Raw genomic sequence first — 18027 nt, 5'->3', positions numbered from 1 at the left:
CTAACAGGCATTTCGACTACTAAAAGTAGTAGTCGCCAAGTGGCGATTGCTCGTGTTTGAATAGGGAAGCAAACGCATCAATCCGGGAGGGCGATAGGCGCAAGCTGATCGCACGGCGGAGGAAGGGATAGGTGCCAAAGGAAGCCGGACGAGTGGAAGGAGATATTGCAGGCGCGGCGCGACAAACAGAAGCGGGCGCAGGCAACGCGCGGTCGATAGTTCGGGATACAGGCATTCGATTGGCGGCTGCCAAAAATCGGAGTTTCAAAGAAGTTTACAATGGCCCATAGAGGATACCGTCCAGAAACGGAGCAAACATGAAGACCAGCCTTGAACATTTGCCGGAACGAAAGCAACGCGAGCTTGCACGCGTCGTCGGGATTATCCAGGAAGAGTTTGCTGATCTGGTGGAGCGCTCCAAGTCTGGCGCCAAGAAGGATGGACGGATTTTCAAAATCATCCTGTTCGGTTCTTACGCGCGTGGCAACTGGGTGGATGAACCGCATACGTCGAAAGGTTATCGCTCGGACTTCGACATTCTCATCATCGTCAGCAACAAGGAACTGGCCGATCCCAAACACTGGGACAAGGCGACAGACCGGCTGATGTGGGACAAGGAAATCGAGACGCCCGTGAGCCTCATTATCCATGGCGCTCGCGAGATCAGCAATTTCTTGCAGGAAGGGCAATATTTCTTCAGCGATATCCGACGTGATGGCATTGTGCTATACGAACTTGATGACAGAGAACTCGCCGAGCCGAAAGTTTTGACGCCGCACGAAGCTTTTGAGGTGGCGCGAAAGAATGCTGCCAATCGTTTCAAGGTGATCGATAGTTTCGTGAACTTCTCACTATTCGGCCTCCAAAACAGAGACCTTCCGGGCACTGCCTTTCAGTTGCACCAAGCAGTGGAGCATATGTACGGCGCTCTACTTCTTACCCTTACAAATCACACGCCAGCATCCCATAATCTCAAATTCCTAAGAGGACTTTCCGAGGATCGTGATGTCAGGCTGATCGACGCTTGGCCTCGCGACCAGGCCAGATACGTGAGCTGGTTTAACCTTCTCAATGAGGCGTATGTGAAAGCCAGGTATTCTGAGCACTATAAGATGTCAGAAGAAGGTCTCTCTTGGATGATGGGCCGAGCATCGGTGCTCTACGACATTGTTAAAGTGGTGTGCGCCGAACATCTCCAAAATCTTGAACGGGCAGCGGGACAAGCCGCAAACTCCAGCGACTGAGCTTCACCGGTGGCACAAAAAAACCTGAGCTCACGCAACACCCACCGCCGCGTCATGAACCACAGGGTCCAACCTCCTACAATCGCTATGTCGACGTCCTCATAGAAACGGGTCTGTCTTCCAGGAGCGAAGCCGTGGGCAACAGCGGCCGCTCCGGTGCGACCACAATCGAAAGGAACAATCGTGGCAAGGAAAACCATCGAACAGCGCCTGGCTGAACTGGACGCGCAACGCTCCGCGCTCAAAGCCCGGCTTTCAAAAACCGAGCGCAACAACGATATGCGTCGCAAGGTCCTGATCGGCTCGCTCGTTCTGCATCACCTGGATCTCTCGAATGATCAGGAGTTCAGCAAACAACTCGGTGCATGGCTGCGCCGCGAACTGCCGGGCTTTCTGATACGCGACAATGACAAGGCGCTGTTCTCCGATCTGATCGAACCAGCACAGCCGGGAACGGGAGAGGGTGGCGACAGCGCGGAACGGTTTCCATGAGCCGATTGCGACTTGCCCTGGACGCATTCAAGAACATGATGCGCGCTGCCGCGCGGGATCCGATTTGGGCATTCTTGGCTTTGCTTGCCATGCCCTTCCGGATCTGGAAACCGCTTCTCGGATTAATGTTCATCCTCGTCATCGTCACGTTAGTGATCGGCATGGGTGGCCGTCATTTCCTCGAGCAAACGGGTTTCGGGCGCGGCTCGCTTGTCTACATCCTCCCCGATTTCCTCACCCTGCTGGCGCTTGCCGTCATCACCTTCCGTTTCATCACCAGCGCGCTCATTTTGCATTTCGGGGATAGTGACGATGATACCCATGGCTCCGCCCGCTTTGCGACAGACAAGGAGATAGCCGCTCTCACCTCATCCGGTTCAGGCCTCCTGATTGGTCGTGATACGAAATCGGCGAAGCCTCTGCGCTATGATGGCCTGGCCCATCTCCTCACCATGGCGCCGACGCGAACCGGCAAGGGTATCGGCACTATCATCCCAAATCTGTTGACCGCCGACCGCTCCGTGATCTGCGTCGATCCAAAAGGCGAGAATGCAAGGATCACCGGGCGTGCCCGCCAGAAATTCGGGCCGGTTCACGTGCTCGATCCTTTTGCTGTCACCGGGAAACCCTCGGCAGCCTTCAATCCCCTGGCCATGCTTGATCCCGACAGCCTTGATGTCGCAGAAGATGCCAGTGCGCTTGCCGACGCTCTTGTATTCGACGAACCGGGAATGGCGGGGGAGGCGCATTGGAACGAGGAGGCAAAAGCACTGATAGCCGGATTGCTGCTCGAGATCGTTGCGGCGGAGCCTTTGAGTGGCAGGCACCTCGCCACACTTCGAGACTATCTCACCCTCGCTCCGGAGCAGTTTGCGGCACTGCTCAAGCGTATGCAGGACAGCGATGCGGCGAGCGGTCTTGTCGCGCGTGCCGCAAACCGCCACCTCGGAAAATCCGACCGCGAAGCCGCAGGCGTTCTGTCCGCAGCCCAACGCCATACGCATTTTCTCGATTCACCGCGCATGACGGCGGTTCTCAGTCGCTCGGATTTCCGGTTTGCCGATCTCAAGCACAGCAATGTGACGGTGTTCCTCGTTCTTCCGCCTGATCGTCTCTCGACCTATTCGCGCTGGCTGCGCCTGCTTGTCTCACAAAGCCTGCTCGAAATGGCCCGCGATCCGACAAAGCCGGCGACACCCGTTCTCTATCTGCTTGATGAGTTCGCATCCCTTGGGCATTTGGCAACAGTCGAACGCGCGATGGGTCTGATGGCGGGCTATGGTGTCCAGCTTTGGCCCATCCTGCAGGACATCCATCAGCTGCGTGCCACATACGGTCACCGCGCCGGAACTTTTCTGTCAAACGCCGGCGTGCTGCAGGTCTTCGGCGTCAACGATCATGACAGCGCCCGCCTCATCTCTGATTTGCTCGGACAGGAAACGGTCGTGTTCCAGACTATGGCGAGAGCGCTCGATTCCGATAAGACCGGGATCTCCTACAGCCAACAACATACGGGCCGGCCGCTGCTCACCCCTGATGAGGTGCGCAATCTGCCGGAGAAAGGACAATTGCTGTTCCTTGCCGGACAACGACCAGTTTTTGCCGAGAAGCTTGCCTATTTTGCCGATCCGGAATTCAGGGAGATGTTCGACCCAGTCTAACGGGATGCACGACGAAAAGGCAGTCCAGCATCTGAGACCTTGTATGCGCGGCCCTCGGGCTCTCTTCGGCGCAACGGGAAGCGGATAGATGAGCCTTCGTCCAAATTGCAGTCCTGTGGCGACGGCGGCATCGCGGCGGAGGGATCGTTTTCGACCGCGAGGTCTAGCAACCGAGTAATGACCTTGACAGGGCACCATAGGAGTCTAGACGGGGTTTCATGATCATCTTGGGAGTATAGACATGAAAACGCTGGCAGCCGTTTCGGCATTTGTAGGCAAGACCTTTGCCCTCTGGGTCATCCTGTTTGCCGTGCTCGGCTTCTTTTTTCCGGATACGTTCAAGCAGATCGCACCGTGGATCGTCACGCTCCTGTCGATCATCATGTTCGGCATGGGGCTGACGCTTTCGGTCGATGACTTCAGGGAGGTCGTCAAAAGGCCGTTCGATGTGACGATCGGCGTGCTCGGCCAGTTTCTCATCATGCCGCTTCTGGCGGTGCTGCTTACCCGGATCATTCCCATGCCGCCGGAAGTCGCGGCTGGCGTCATTCTGGTCGGCTGCTGCCCGGGCGGCACATCTTCCAATGTCATGACCTATCTCTCCAAGGGCGATGTTGCTTTGTCCGTTGCCTGCACCTCGGTAACCACGCTTGCCGCGCCACTGGTGACGCCATTCCTCGTCTGGCTGTTTGCGAGCCAGTTCCTGCCCGTTGATGGCTGGGCCATGTTCCTCAGCATCGTCAAGGTCGTTCTGGTTCCGCTTGCTCTCGGCGCCGCCCTGCAGAAGCTGCTGCCCGGTTTCGTCAAGGCCGCTGTTCCGGCATTGCCGCTCGTGAGCGTCATCGGCATCGTGCTCATCGTTTCGGCGGTGGTGGGAGGATCCAAGGCGTCTATCGCCCAGTCCGGGCTGATGATTTTTGCCGTCGTGGTACTGCATAACGGGCTTGGTTATCTCATCGGTTATCTCGCGGCAAAGGCAACGGGCCTTTCGCTTGCCAAACGCAAGGCCATCGCGATTGAGGTGGGCATGCAAAATTCGGGCCTTGGCGCGGCACTTGCCACGGCCTATTTCTCGCCTCTCGCGGCGGTTCCGAGCGCCATTTTCAGCGTCTGGCACAATATTTCCGGTGCAATCCTGGCGAACTGGTTTTCGGGCCGGGTGGAAGCAGGCTCCGGAAACAAAGCCGCCTGAGGCTCCGCATTTGTCAGGCCGCCTGCAGTTCAGGCGGCCTGACCCGCCTTAGAGCGGCATAGTTTGACGTGTTACGGCCGGCGGATTGAGACGGGCAAAGCCCGCCTGCCGCTGATACGGGAAATGCGGATAGGGAGCAGTCGTCTCGCTGGCCTCGTCCAGCCGCGCCACCTGTGCGGGTGTCAGCTCCCATCCCACGGCATCGAGGTTCTGGCGAAGCTGTTCCTCATTGCGTGCGCCGACAATGACAGTGGCAACGGTGGGCCGTCTGAGCAGCCAGTTGAGCGCGATCTGCGGCACGGTTCTGCCGGTTTCTTCGGCGATAGCGTCGAGCGCATCGATCACGCGGTAGAGACGCTCATCATCCACCGGCGGGCCGAAACTGGCGGTCTCGTGCAGCCGGCTCCCTTCGGGCAGCGGTGCGCCGCGGCGGATTTTTCCGGTCAACCGCCCCCAGCCTAGCGGGCTCCAGACCATCGCGCCAAGGCCCTGGTCCGCGCCGAGCGGCATCAGATCCCATTCGTAGTCCCGGCCAATAAGGGAATAATAGACCTGATTGACCACATGACGCGGCCAGCCATATCGGTCCGCGACGGCGAGCGATTTCATGATCTGCCAGCCTGAAAAATTCGAAACGCCAGTATATCGCACCTTGCCGGAGCGGACGAGGGTATCGAGCGTCGACAATACTTCCTCAACCGGTGTGAAGGCGTCGAAGGCGTGGAGCTGAAGAATGTCGATGTAGTCGGTCTGGAGACGGCGCAGGGCGTCATCCACCGCGCGCAGCAGCCGGGAGCGGGACGATCCGGCCTCATTCGGCCCGTCGCCCATCGGCAGGCTGGTCTTGGTTGAAATCAGAACGCTGTCGCGCCTGCCTTTGATGGCCTCGCCGAGAACCTCCTCCGATGCCCCATTGGAATAGACATCGGCCGTATCGAACAGGTTGACGCCGGCTTCGAGACAGATGTCGATCAGGCGCCGGGCTTCCGCAGCATCCGAATTGCCCCAGTTGCTGAAGAGTGGGCCGGAGCCGCCGAAAGTTCCGGTGCCGAAACTCAAAACCGGCACTTTCAGGCCGGATTTGCCGAGATAGCGATATTCCATGGGGTGTTCCTTTGTTGCTTCGGCATGGTTCGAGGCCGGGCGCCTGGTGGCGCCGTGCCTCCCATCCCTTCGTGATCTGGCAGACGAAGATTGTGATGTGTTTCAATCGCTGTCTGAAGATAGACGCTGGCTCTTCAATGAAATAGAATGCCGAAAATAATATCACTTGTGAGATGAAGTCATCATGGCGCGACTTGAGATTAACCGGGCAGGGGAGATGGAAATCTTCGTGCGGGTGGTTGAACTCGGAGGTTTTTCCCGTGCGGCCGCGGCGGCGAACATGACGCCTTCAGCGGTGAGCAAGCTTATCGCACGGCTGGAAGGTCGCCTGGGCGCGCGCCTGCTCATCCGCTCCACCCGGCAGCTTCAGATAACGCCGGAGGGCTGCGCTTTTTACGAAAGGGCCACCCGCATCCTCGCCGATCTCGAAGAGGCCGAGCGTGCCGCCGGCTTGGGCGAACAGCCTGTCGGCCGCGTGCGGATCAACACCAGCGCTTCTTATGCAACGCATATTCTTGCGCCCATCCTGCCGCGCTTTCTGGCGCTTCATCCTGATATCACGCTCGATATCGTCCAGACCGATCAGGTGGTCGACCTCGTTGCAGAGCGCATGGATGTCGCGGTGCGCGCCGGGCCGCTCAAAAGCTCAAGCCTCGTTGCCCGCAAACTCGGCGAGACAAGGATGATCATCACCGCCGCCCCTGACTATCTGGAGCGCTGCGGTGTGCCGCAAACAATCGCCGATCTGGAAGATCACAATCGCCTCGGATTTGGTTATGCCCGGTCAGTCGACGGGTGGCCGTTGCGGGACGAGGAAAAGACCGTCCTCATCCCGGCGACGGGACGTGTGCAGGTGAGCGATGGCGAAGGCCTTCGCCGTCTGGCGCTTGCCGGCGTCGGGCTGGTGCGCCTTGCCGCTTTCACCGTGAGGGACGATATCGCCGCCGGCCGGCTGATCCCCGTGCTTAATCATCTCGATACGGGTGAAACGGAGATGTTTCATGCCGTCTATGTCGGCCAGCGCGGGCCGCTTCCCTCACGCATCCGGGCGCTGCTCGATTTTCTGGGCGAATATGGGCGGGTGAAGTGACCTTCCGGAGGCATTGGAAAAGCCGTGGTTAAAATGATACGCGTTCTCAGCATTTGCGGTCGGAAGCCGCGGCTGCAAAAAATGGGGTGTTTATGCTGAGTGACCAAATTCTGATGATTTCGAACCTGAAAGTGTAAACGCACTAACCTGTATCATGGCTATATGCACATCGAGCGCGAGCGCGCTCGGTATCAATCCGCAGAGGCTGCCTGTCGTCACCACGTTCCCCGCTTTGAGCATGTCACCTTTGTTGAGCGCGGCGTTGGCGAAGGCAAGAAGGGGTGCCAGCGAATCCCTGTTCGGGTGTTTTGCTTTGGCATCAAACAATTGCACTGCCCCTTCAGTCACGGTAAGCTGTGGCAGGTCTGCTTCGTTTTCGGCAAAGACGTCCAGAACGCCGGTATCTATTTCCGGACCGATGACGAAGCCGTGGTTGGCAAGGCGGTCAGCCAGAAACAACGGAAAGGGCACCTGATTTTTCTCAGCCAGCCGATAGCGTAGAAGTTCAACACCCAGATGGACCTTGCCGATGTGCCGCGAGAGGTCGCCTCTGGTGAACGGCACCGTACCGCGGGCTGGTATATCGGAGGAAAGAGTGAAGCATATCTCCACCTCGATGCCTTCAGTTCCCGCTTCCGGAAAAGAGGCGATATTGTTGTCTTCGACCTGGTAACAATCCAGTATCGGCGCGCCGACTGCCTCGCCATCCGGCCGGATCGCCAGTTTCCAGCCTTTTACCGGCTTTTCCAAAACCTGAGCAGATGCGCGCTGTACGGCCATTGCAGTTTCGAAATCATCGGGAACAAGGCCATCTGTCTCCATCTGCGCCAGAGGAATTTTCCCCCCGGTGACATCTGCTTGCGCAAATCTTCTGGCCAGTTCTTCGATAGCCGTCATTTCGCCACCATCCATCCTTGCAGTCACTTATCGAATGCTGTCACGATTTGGCGATGTTTGCCAAGGCTATCGTTGCCGAGTTCGACAATATCATCGGATTTCATGAAAGCCGGCGGCTTCATTACAAGGCGGACACGGCGGTGCACGTTCGTGATCACGTCACCCGGCATGAATAAGGCGGGTAGTGACCGCAAGAAGGAAACTGTCTGCACCACTAGCGTTGAGACGTCATTCACCTGATCGACTGATGAAAATCCCACTGCTTTTCGCCAGAAGGACGCGCGATGTGAAAATCGCATGACAATAGATGGTAATCGGTACGGAAATGGTTAAGTAAAATTCGGGCGGCAGGGCCGCCCGATCTTTTTTGGGCTAAGCTACATCTGCATCGAACTGAATGCTGTGCAGGCGCTTGTAGAGACCATCCGTTGCGAGCAATTCGCGACGGCTCCCCTGTTCAACAACCTGTCCGTTATCCATGACGACAATTTTGTCAGCCCGGTTAATCGTGGAAAGCCGGTGAGCAATGACAATAGACGTTTTATTAAGCGTCAGTCTCTCCAGCGCGTCTCGGACGAGTGCTTCGGATTCCGAATCGAGCGCACTCGTCGCCTCGTCGAGGATCAATATGTCTGCATCTCTCAGCATGGCGCGGGCAATAGCAACACGCTGCCGCTGGCCACCAGACAGCCCGGACCCGTTTTCTCCCAGCTTGCTGTCATAACCATCAGGCATTTTCATGATAAAATCATGCGCATTGGCAGCCTTTGCGGCAGCGATGATTTCCTCATCCGCGGCGTTGTCGCGACCCACGGAAATATTGTGCTTTACCGTCCCCGAGAAGAGGAAAGTTTCCTGGCCGACGTAAGAAACATGCTCGCGCAGGCTGGCGAAGGAGACGTCACGCAAATCCATTCCGTTGATTTCAACAGAACCATTTTGCGGATCGTAAAGACGCATCATAAGGTTGATAATGGTCGACTTGCCACTGCCGGATGGCCCGACCAAAGCGGTCATCTTGCCACCCTCGAACAGTACATTGACGTCTTTCAGAACTGGCTGCCCCGAAACATATTCGAAGCTGACGTTCTTCAGCTCCACATTGCCGCTTGCCTTGGGAAGGGGGAGGGCGTCGTTTTTTTCCGTGAGCGTAAGCGGGGCGTCCAGAACCTCGAACATCATCCGTACCCCGATCATGCCACCTTCGATCTGCACACGCATACGGGCCAGACGTTTTGCCGGTTCGTAAGCGAGAAGCAGCGCGGTGATGAATGCCATCAGGTCGCCAGGGGAGCCGCCTTTTTCGAGGACGGTATAACCAGACACGGCGATGACGACCGCAATAGCAAGGCCGGACAGCGTCTCCATGATGGGGCTCGTCGCCGCCTCCAGCTTAGCGATACCGTTCGAGCGCTGTTCCACATCGGAAACGGCCTTGTTCATGCGCTGGCGCATCAATTTCTCAAGCGAGAAAGCTTTGATAACGCGAACACCGATGCTGGTTTCCTGCACGACGTTGACGATCTCACCTAGTGAGGCAAGTTCGGCCTCCATGATCTTGCGCACGCGGCGCAAGACCAATCGGACGCTGAAGATTGCTATTGGGCCGATAATCATGGAAATTGCACTCAGAAGGAAATTCTGAGCGAACATTACGATGATCAGACCGATGAGCGAAAACAGATCACGAACGAAGGATGTGACGATAGTGTCGATCACATTACGCGCAGACTGCGCGTTATAGGTAACCCGGATAAGCAATTCCGAGGACGGGAGATTCTGAAAGAATGAAACCCCCTGCTTTAGAAGCCTGTCATAGATTTTGCGTTGCTGTTCGGCAACGATACTGTTGCCTGCCTTGCTCAGGTAGTAGCTTTGGACGAAGGTCGCGAGGCCCTTCACGATAAAGATGGCAGCGACTGCAAATGCAATCTCGAGGACGACGTCGAAACCTCGCTTCAGATAGACGCTGTTGACGATATCGCGCATGATCCAGGCACTGAGCGACGTCATGCCTGCAACCACAAACATCGCTGTAATCGCCGCAGAATACCAGCCAACGTGCTTTTTAAAGTTGTCTTTGAAAAGTCGCGTCAACAACTTCTTGTCGTTTGGCGACAAAAACGATCCGATCACCGAAACATCCTTATTTTAGTCTCGACATCCACAATGGGCTAGGCGCAGGGGTCGACATTATAACGCACGAGCTGCTGATTGAAACTCGTCGCAAAATACACCCTATTACCGCGTCCCGAGTTTGCGATCATCATAGGGACTTTTCCGTTCAAGGGTGCAACAAACCTCGCTTTTAAAGGAAGCAAATAATGTTACATCCCGAAACTGTCAACATTCGCTTTGGGTACGGTATGTGGGACACCTAAATACGATCGCCATGATGTGGGTAAAGGCCGTGGCCAAACGGATGAATTCATCCACCTGAAATCCAGTGCCGTCTTTCTACACACTGCCCCAACGAGCCAGAGCCTTCCTCTGGATCAAATATTGTGATTCGCCGATCTCCAAATGTGATTAAGCGAAAACTGTCACTTTGGCCTGCACTCTTTCATGAGGTCCTACGATTGGTAGCTGGGAGCGTTGGCCGGTGCGCTAGTTTCGTGTGCGTGAGGTTTTCTCAGCCTGTTGCGCGAAGTCTTCTTCGGTGCGGCATTAAGAATCAAATTTTAATTAACAATATCAATTAATTAATGGTTTTTTACGTTGGGTTCTGGTAGGCTGTAAACGATGCTGTTAGCGTTCATTCTGGCAAATCTGGAATAGGCGCGGCGTTATAACTCATCTTAAAGTCTGAGGAGTCGTATCTCATCATCAACTGGTGGATGCTGAGGCTTGCCATTTTATCTCGGATACTGCATCTAGCTGATTGTAGTGCAAATAATCGAGGTGTGATCTCCATGAAAGCTGTTATTTTGGCTGGTGGACTAGGAACCAGAATATCGGAAGAGACGCATTTGCGACCCAAGCCGATGGTCGAAATCGGTGGGAAGCCAATCCTTTGGCATATTATGAAAATTTACGCCTCTCATGGGGTGAATGACTTCATTATTTGCTGTGGGTACAAAGGCTACGTAATTAAAGAATATTTTGCGAATTATTTCCTGCATATGTCAGATGTTACTTTTGACATGACCTCGAATTCGATGGAGGTGCATGATCGCAAGGCGGAGCCTTGGAAGGTGACTTTGATCGATACCGGCGACGATACAATGACTGGTGGTCGCTTGAAGCGTGTCGCCCCGTATCTCAGCGATGAAGAGGCTTTCTGTTTCACCTATGGTGACGGCGTGTCGGATGTCGACATCTCGAAAAGCATTGCCTTTCATAAGGATCACGGGAAGCTTGCGACAGTGACGGCTGTAACGCCTCCTGGTCGGTATGGCGCTCTGCAGATCGAGGATGGGGCCGTCCGGAGCTTTCTGGAAAAGCCAAAGGGCGAAGTCGGCCTTATTAATGGCGGGTTCTTTGTACTGTCTCCAAAGGCGATCGACTACATTGCTGGCGATTCGACCTCGTGGGAGGCCGAGCCCCTTATGAATATAGCCAAAGATAGCGAATTGATGGCGTTTGAACATCAAGGGTTCTGGCAGCCGATGGATACCCTTCGCGAAAAAAACATGCTTGAGAAGCTTTGGGTTGATAACAAAGCTCCCTGGAAAAAGTGGTGATGTGATGAAGATTCTGATTACTGGAAATATGGGCTATGTCGGCCCCGTATTGTCGCGCTTCTTAAAGAAGAACGTGCCTGAATTGCATTTGATCGGCTTTGATGCCGGTTATTTCGGACAGTCACTCACTGGTGCTGAGGACCTGCCAGAGGTGGTGCTTGACCGGCAGTTTTTTGGTGATGTGCGCGATTTTCCAGCTGAAATCCTTGAGGGTGTGGACGCAGTCGTTCACCTGGCCGCTGTTTCGAATGACCCTATGGGTAATCAGTTCGAGCAGGTGACTGAGGATATCAATCAAAATGCCAGCGTCCGGATTGCTGAACTGGCTGCCGAGGCCGGAGTCAAGAATTTCGTCTTCGCGTCGAGCTGCAGCATGTATGGCTTCGCAGAGGGCGGCGCTCGAAAAGAGACCGATCCGACAAACCCGCTTACTGCCTATGCTCGTTCCAAGATCGGTACGGAAGAACGCTTAAAACAGACCGACCTGAAGGGAATGACCACTACGAGCCTTCGTTTCGCGACGGCATGTGGTGCGTCTGATCGAATTCGTCTCGATCTGGTACTAAATGACTTCGTTGCGGGAGCACTTACTTCCGGCGAAATCACGGTTCTGAGTGATGGATCTCCATGGCGACCGCTGATAGACGTCGAGGACATGGCGCGTGCCATTTCGTGGGCGGTTGTGCGCGAGGCTTCTAACGGTGGGCAGTTTCTTGCCGTAAATGCTGGAAGAGATGAAAACAACTATCAGGTTCGCGACCTTGCAGAGGCTGTCGCTCGGCAAGTATCTGGAACAAAAGTTAGCATCAACACAAATGCACCACCAGACAAGCGGTCCTACAAAGTCGACTTCACGCTTTTCAAGTCGTTGGCGCCGGATTTTATCCCGCAGGTGTCCCTGGATCAGTCGATCGAACGGCTTATTGTTAACCTGACGAGAATGAGTTTCCGTGATCGCGATTTTCGGAACTCTCCGTTTATTCGGTTGAAGACTCTCGAACACCACATTGAATCTGGCAGGCTTGGAAAAGACTTGCGTTGGATACGAGCCTGAGGCCCTGGAGATTTAGAAAATGATTTTCCATAAAACTCCTTTAGATGGTGCGCGTGTAATAGAGCTCGAAAAACGGGGCGACGACCGTGGTTTTTTTGCGCGATTATTTTGCGAAAAAGAATTTGCGGCGGAAGGTTTGGAGACACGCTTCGTTCAAATCAATAACTCGCTAAGCTCCAAAAGAGGTACACTTCGGGGGCTGCACTATCAGCTTCCGCCGTCGGGCGAAGTTAAAGTCGTACGTGCCATTCGAGGTGCTCTCTATGATGTTATCGTTGATTTGAGGGCTGGCTCACCGACATTCGGCAAATGGTTCGGCGCGGAGTTGTCCGCCGAGAACCGGATGATGATGTACGTGCCGAGGGGGTTTGCGCACGCGTTCATCACGCTTACCGACGATACCGAAGCTCTTTATCTTGTCAGTGACTTTTATGCTCCTGAGTGCGAACGAGGGCTTCGATTTAACGATCCTGCTCTCGGTATCGAGTGGCCCATTGAGCCAGTTGAAGTGTCCGAAAAAGACAGAGCATGGCCCGACTTTAATCCGGAATTCCATGGAACTGAACTTATGCGGGGCCTGAAATGAAAGTGCTGTTAACTGGGGCCAGCTCGTTTACCGGCTACTGGTTCGCTGAAGCATTAGCTGCGGCCGGCATCAAGGTGGTGGCTCCTCTTCGCGGAAGTATTTCCTCTTATACCGAAGGCGTGCGGGCCGAACGGGTTCGCCGACTTCAGCTCGTGGCAGACGTCATTGATCAGGCTCCTTTTGGCTCGGAGAGGTTTTGCGAGATTGCCAGTGGCGGTTACGATATCTTGTGCCATCATGCAGCACAGGTAGGAAATTATCGCAGTCCGGACTTCGATGTGGCGGGTGCACTCAGCGAAAATACACATCATTTACGCCGAGTTCTGGAGCTGCTTCGCGCTGGTGGTTTAAAGGGTGTCATTTTAACAGGGAGCGTTTTCGAACAAAACGAAGGCGCTGGTAACGCGCCGCTTGTTGCATTTTCCCCCTATGGTCTTTCCAAGGGGATTACTGCGGAAGTTGTGAAACACTACTGCCGGGATATTGACATAGCTTTCGGTAAGTTTGTCATCCCCAATCCTTTCGGGCCACTTGAGGAGCCGCGTTTTGCGGCATATTTGATGCGCACCTGGAAACAAGGCGAGGTTGCGCGCGTAAACACCCCCGATTATGTGCGTGACAACATCCATGTGCGTCTCCTTGCCTCCGCTTATGTTAGATATGTATCCGAAGTGGCAGAGCTGAAAAACGTAGCGTCGAAACTGAACCCGAGCGGTTACATCGAGACACAAGGTGCCTTTGCACAACGATTCGCGATGGCGATGAGAGAGCGAATGAATCTGGATTGTGGGCTGGAACTGGGTGAGCAGACCGATTTTAGTGAACCGTTGATGCGCGTGAACACTCAATCTGCCAAGCATTATGTAAAAAATTGGGATGAGGCGAGTGCCTGGGACGAAATTGCACAATCATACCGGTGAGAGCATGAGTTTCCCAACGCCGAAGAGAATGACGACGCGTAAAGTGTCGGTAGTTGTTAAGCGTGAAAGAAATTTAGGCAAACGGCTTGAGCGGTTTCTTCGTAAGAAAATAAGGTCTGGCCCTAGCCTAGAGGACAGAAAAGAAGATGAGGCGGGCTGGGCATCCCGAGTCCGGAACGTCTTTGTTGATAAGCAGATACCAGCACATAAGCCAATAGCGATATACGCTCATTTCAATCCCGCTGGAACAGTTTCACAGATGGTTGTGGAGCAACTCCGAGTATTAAAAAATGAGGGGTTTGAGATTGTTTTCGTGACGATGTCGCCGGTTCCTGCAGATAAAGTCGCGTTGCTTGAAAACTTAATCTGTTTCGGCTTCGAGCGTCGTTCTTTCGGTCGTGACTTCGGTGCGTGGAAAGATGCGTGGCAGCATTTTCGCCAGCAATTTGTTGATGCTCCTGAGATACTGTTGACGAATGATAGCATTTTGGGACCCGTCCGTCCGTTTGCACCGGTTATGGCTTCCCTCCGCTCTATTGACGAGGGGGTACTTGGGCTCACGGACAGCCCTGACCATTCCCCGCACTTGCAGTCGTATTTTCTGTTATTTCGTGGAAGCAAAGCCCTCTTGGGTTTGGATTTGTTTTTCGAGCAATTGCGCTGTTCGTTCAATAAAAAGAACATGATTGAGCGTGGCGAACTTGCATTGTCGACCTTCCTTCTGGGAAAGAAAGTTCCACTTTATACTCTGTTTAGCTACGAGGAAATTGAGGCGGAGTATCTCAACGACAGAGATCTTCTTCGTGAATTAATGGCTTCCGCTTCGATTATTCTCAAAGAATTTTCGCTGAATGAGGAAAAGTTGCTACTTTCCGACGACGGGAAAGGGATTCAGGGTGATTTTAACTGGATCAGGATGAGAATGAAGGCTCGATTGTGGAGTATGGTATTCAATCCAACTCACTTTTTTTGGCGCCATCTTGTCCAAGTCCATAATTTCCCCTTTATAAAGACAGAACTGGTCACTTTGAATCCCTCTTATGTCTTTGACGCGGCTGATTGGCGTGAAGTTCTCAATGAGGATTCTCCAATAACTACCGATGTTCTGGAAGAGCATCTAAGTCTTATTATGAGTGGCTCCTAAACGGAAATTTATGTCTCGGTCTCAAACCAGTCCCAAGTTTGAAATCCCGCTCATTATTTTTCATTCAAATCGTTCAAAAATTGATCGGATTTTTCCGATCTTGTTGTCGGTGTATACCTCTCAGGCGGCTAATATGGAAAAAATTGAATGCGTTGTTGTCGGCGCAGGAGTGATCGGCATAGCAATTGCGCGCAGCTTGGCGCTTGCGGGAAAAGAGGTTCTCGTACTGGAGTCCGAGCCCAGCTTTGGTTTTGGGATATCGTCTCGAAACAGTGAGGTAATCCATGCTGGCATATATTATCCTACAGATAGCCATATGGCCCGCCTTTGCGTATCTGGCAGGGATCTATTGTACGCCTTCTGTGCAGAGCACAAAGTTGAACACCGCCGATGTGGTAAACTTGTTGTAGCAACGAGCAGTGACGAAGCGGAGAAGCTTCCTGCGATCGCGAAGCATGCCCACGCAAATGGTGTTTCGGATTTGGTCCGTCTTACCAAAGAGGAGGCTTTGCGAAAGGAGCCTGAACTTAATGTCGTTGAAGCGCTTTATTCTCCTTCAACAGGGATAATTGACAGTCACGGTTTCATGTTGGCCATGATTGGGGAAGCGGAGGCCAACGGCGTATTGTTTTCCTATCGGAGCCCGTTTGTTGCAGCTGTCACGGGCGATCAAACGGTTGTTTCGGTCGGCGGCGTTGACCCGATGCAGATATCCTGTCGCTGGCTTATAAACGCTGCCGGGTTAGAAGCTCCAATGTTGGCCGCGTTGACTGGTGGTTTTCCGCAAGACATGATTCCGAATGCATTTTTTGCCAAAGGCAACTATTTTGGTCTTACGGGAAGCACCGCGCCGTTTTCGCGACTGATTTATCCCGTTCCGGTTTCCGGCGGATTAGGAGTCCATCTTACTTTGGATTTGACCGGACAGGCGAGGTTCGGCCCGGACGTCGAGTGGATTGATGAAATATCCTATGAGGTGGATCCTCGTAGATCCTCTGACTTCTATGGCGCTATAAGACGATATTGGCCCGGTCTGCCAGATGATAGCCTTCAGCCGGCATATTCCGGTATCCGTCCTAAAATTGTACCGCCATCGATTGCGAAACAAGATTTCCAAATCTTGGGCCCTAAAGAACATGGTGTAGCGGGGGTGATCCAATTATTTGGAATTGAATCACCGGGCCTCACGTCATCTCTTGCAATTGGGCGCTATGTTTCTGATATAGTTTTAGAAAACGGGTGTTAAAAAATAGGGGAGAGTTTCTCTCCCCTATAAATTCTAAACTAAGCTGCGAAACTGCGTCAGACCTTTGCTGGCTGCCTAGCTTCCTAAGAGTGATGCCAAGAAGCCTTTTTTCGCTGGTTTTCCAGACGAGGACGTTTCTAGGCTAGATATGATACTCTGAGGCAGCATATCCCGCGATTGAGCTGCGGCCGTTCGCCATGCCGATTTCGCTTCGTTGAATATTACCTGCGATTCTTCTGTCTGGGTCCCAGCCATAAGTTTACGAAGGATTGACATCGCCCATTCTGGCTCACCTGCTTGCAGCTTGGCGATTCCGGACTGAAGGGTCGCTCGTAAAATCAGTGCCTGGGGCCGAGAACAGGTTTCCAGATATTCTTCCTCTGGTGCCGAACCTTTGCGTATCCGTTCCATTAACTGAAATGCGCGCTCTTTTTCGCCATCAACCAGTCTGGCAAAACCTTCTTCGTAAACAGAAACCCAGTAAAGCGTGCCGGCTTCCTGCGAAAAAATGACATTGTGTCTTTGAGCATGGGCGCAAAGATCTGCCGCACATGAGAATAAATCGGCTGCGTTATAGGTTCCCATCGTTCTGCCGTGTCGCGTCAACATCGCTGCGTAAAACACAAAGCAGGGAAGGAAAAAGGGTGCGGCCGCAGCATATGCTGGCAGCGTATCACAAGACTGTATCGCGCGCAGAGTTTCCGGGGGTGAAAGTGGATCAAATCCATATTTCGTTATTATCGAAGAAGCTATTTCGTTTCCGAGAGGGAGTGCTTCGTCAAAACGCCCCTCGTTTACTAGTTCTTTGAAAAGCCTGTAGCGAACTCCCGCACCCAATGCGTCTGTGGGATTTGTTTCCGAGACCTTCGAGCGCAGATACTGGAGGTAGTTTGCCCGTATTTTTGCGTCGTCATTCTTAAAGGAAATCGGTTGGTTGGCTGCGTAAGCAATTAGTCTCTCTTCGCGAACCTCAACGGCATAATAGGGGAACCCGACCTGTTGAAGCAGATCTTCCAAAGCGGATTTGCTAAACAGTATTTGATGCAAGCCGGGAGATAAGGCTGCGATCATAGTGCTGAGAGGACCTCCGGGCGAAATAAAGCCCGCATTCGGGGTGGTGAGTATCACAACTCCCTTTTCATCCAAATATGCCCTTATTCCCTCGAGGAATGCCTTTGGATCGGGGACATGCTCAATAACTTCAGATGAGATAATTCTGTCGAATTTCTGTCCTACAAGTTCTGTTTGATCAGATAAGTATTCGGGAATGATCCGAACATTGAGCTCTTTGCTGCCGCGGTCTCCATATTCAGAGGGCTCCAATCCGACAGCTTCGCCGCGCGCTATGAATTTCCAATAGTCCAGCGGAAAGCCGTACCCGCAGCCAACGTCGAGAAGACTTCCCTTGTCCACGATGCCGGCACGCTCGATAGGTCTGACCATGAAGTCGATGCCAGCACCGATTTCGAGGTAGTGATCCCAGACATATTTACTGCTATCGGAACCGATGAAGCCTTCATCTGAAGTCAGAAAGTCCGCAAATTGACCTTCGGCGTTTATCGACGAACAAGCAGGGCACTTATAGAACAGAACATCGCCACGATTCTGAACAACGTGACCCGTACTGACCGTCAGGGTCATTTCCCCTGCTTTCCCACAAGCCAGACATGATTTTATCTCAGTCTTGCTTCCGTCATACCATTTCAACTCGACC

Annotated in this window: 16 protein-coding genes; 12 read left to right on the top strand and 4 right to left on the bottom strand. The window is 53.5% G+C overall.

Annotation, left to right across the window (positions count from 1 at the left end; genetic code table 11):
• Positions 1-317: 317 nt before the first annotated feature.
• The 4 genes from WDZ78_RS20475 (at position 318) to WDZ78_RS20460 (ending at position 4589) form a co-directional block, all read left to right on the top strand.
• Positions 318-1244 (top strand): nucleotidyltransferase and HEPN domain-containing protein, encoded by a 927-nt coding sequence (locus WDZ78_RS20475; RefSeq protein WP_425674053.1) that lies wholly within the window; start codon positions 318-320, stop codon positions 1242-1244.
• Positions 1245-1427: 183 nt separating this feature from the next.
• The gene (locus WDZ78_RS20470; RefSeq protein ID WP_425674052.1) at positions 1428-1736 is read left to right on the top strand and encodes a mobilization protein; all 309 of its coding nucleotides are present in this window, start codon (positions 1428-1430) and stop codon (positions 1734-1736) included.
• The gene (locus WDZ78_RS20465; RefSeq protein ID WP_425674051.1) at positions 1733-3397 is read left to right on the top strand and encodes a type IV secretory system conjugative DNA transfer family protein; all 1665 of its coding nucleotides are present in this window, start codon (positions 1733-1735) and stop codon (positions 3395-3397) included. The genes WDZ78_RS20470 and WDZ78_RS20465 overlap by 4 nt, the downstream gene beginning before the upstream one ends.
• A 241-nt stretch (positions 3398-3638) precedes the next feature.
• Positions 3639-4589, top strand: coding sequence for a bile acid:sodium symporter family protein (locus tag WDZ78_RS20460; protein ID WP_020008908.1), 951 nt, complete (start codon positions 3639-3641; stop codon positions 4587-4589).
• Positions 4590-4637: 48 nt separating this feature from the next.
• Here WDZ78_RS20460 and WDZ78_RS20455 read toward each other — a convergent pair whose 3' ends face one another.
• Positions 4638-5693, bottom strand: coding sequence for an aldo/keto reductase (locus WDZ78_RS20455; RefSeq protein WP_020008907.1), 1056 nt, complete (start codon positions 5691-5693; stop codon positions 4638-4640).
• 184 nt (positions 5694-5877) lie between these two features.
• Between WDZ78_RS20455 and WDZ78_RS20450 the strand changes: the two genes are divergently transcribed.
• The gene (locus tag WDZ78_RS20450) at positions 5878-6783 is read left to right on the top strand and encodes a LysR family transcriptional regulator (RefSeq protein WP_026363339.1); all 906 of its coding nucleotides are present in this window, start codon (positions 5878-5880) and stop codon (positions 6781-6783) included.
• A 90-nt stretch (positions 6784-6873) separates the two neighbouring features.
• Here WDZ78_RS20450 and WDZ78_RS20445 read toward each other — a convergent pair whose 3' ends face one another.
• Positions 6874-7680 (bottom strand): 2-keto-4-pentenoate hydratase, encoded by an 807-nt coding sequence (locus WDZ78_RS20445; protein WP_400156580.1) that lies wholly within the window; start codon positions 7678-7680, stop codon positions 6874-6876.
• Between the two features lie 53 nt (positions 7681-7733).
• Between WDZ78_RS20445 and WDZ78_RS20440 the strand changes: the two genes are divergently transcribed.
• Positions 7734-7856 carry a hypothetical protein gene (locus tag WDZ78_RS20440; protein ID WP_272870771.1) on the top strand — a complete coding sequence of 41 codons (123 nt, stop codon included), beginning with the start codon at positions 7734-7736 and terminating at the stop codon, positions 7854-7856.
• A gap of 196 nt (positions 7857-8052) precedes the next feature.
• Here the strand turns inward: WDZ78_RS20440 and WDZ78_RS20435 are convergent, their stop codons facing one another.
• Positions 8053-9816, bottom strand: coding sequence for an ABC transporter ATP-binding protein (locus tag WDZ78_RS20435; protein WP_425674050.1), 1764 nt, complete (start codon positions 9814-9816; stop codon positions 8053-8055).
• Between the two features lie 776 nt (positions 9817-10592).
• Here WDZ78_RS20435 and rfbF point away from each other — a divergent pair.
• The 6 genes from rfbF to WDZ78_RS20405 all read left to right on the top strand — a co-directional run bounded on the left by rfbF (position 10593) and on the right by WDZ78_RS20405 (position 16313).
• Positions 10593-11363, top strand: coding sequence for a glucose-1-phosphate cytidylyltransferase (gene rfbF, locus WDZ78_RS20430; protein ID WP_174070939.1), 771 nt, complete (start codon positions 10593-10595; stop codon positions 11361-11363).
• A 4-nt stretch (positions 11364-11367) separates the two neighbouring features.
• Positions 11368-12417, top strand: coding sequence for an NAD-dependent epimerase/dehydratase family protein (locus WDZ78_RS20425; protein WP_174070941.1), 1050 nt, complete (start codon positions 11368-11370; stop codon positions 12415-12417).
• 19 nt (positions 12418-12436) lie between these two features.
• Positions 12437-13003 (top strand): dTDP-4-dehydrorhamnose 3,5-epimerase, encoded by a 567-nt coding sequence (rfbC, locus tag WDZ78_RS20420; RefSeq protein WP_174070943.1) that lies wholly within the window; start codon positions 12437-12439, stop codon positions 13001-13003.
• Positions 13000-13923, top strand: a complete 924-nt coding sequence (locus WDZ78_RS20415; protein ID WP_425674049.1) for an NAD-dependent epimerase/dehydratase family protein — start codon at positions 13000-13002, stop codon at positions 13921-13923. Before rfbC ends, WDZ78_RS20415 begins: the two co-directional genes overlap by 4 nt.
• A 4-nt stretch (positions 13924-13927) precedes the next feature.
• Complete coding sequence (locus tag WDZ78_RS20410; protein WP_425674048.1) at positions 13928-15067, top strand: rhamnan synthesis F family protein; 1140 nt, start codon at positions 13928-13930, stop codon at positions 15065-15067.
• A gap of 133 nt (positions 15068-15200) precedes the next feature.
• Complete coding sequence (locus WDZ78_RS20405) at positions 15201-16313, top strand: NAD(P)/FAD-dependent oxidoreductase (protein ID WP_425674047.1); 1113 nt, start codon at positions 15201-15203, stop codon at positions 16311-16313.
• A 75-nt stretch (positions 16314-16388) separates the two neighbouring features.
• On the opposite strand, the gene WDZ78_RS20400 is transcribed toward WDZ78_RS20405, so the two are convergent.
• Positions 16389-17954, bottom strand: a complete 1566-nt coding sequence (locus WDZ78_RS20400; RefSeq protein ID WP_425674046.1) for a class I SAM-dependent methyltransferase — start codon at positions 17952-17954, stop codon at positions 16389-16391.
• Positions 17955-18027: the final 73 nt, after the last annotated feature.

The sequence above is a fragment of the Agrobacterium sp. M50-1 genome (assembly GCF_049843495.1).
GTDB classification, from domain to species: Bacteria; Pseudomonadota; Alphaproteobacteria; order Rhizobiales; family Rhizobiaceae; genus Agrobacterium; species Agrobacterium radiobacter.
This window is presented reverse-complemented; position numbering and strand designations above follow the sequence as displayed.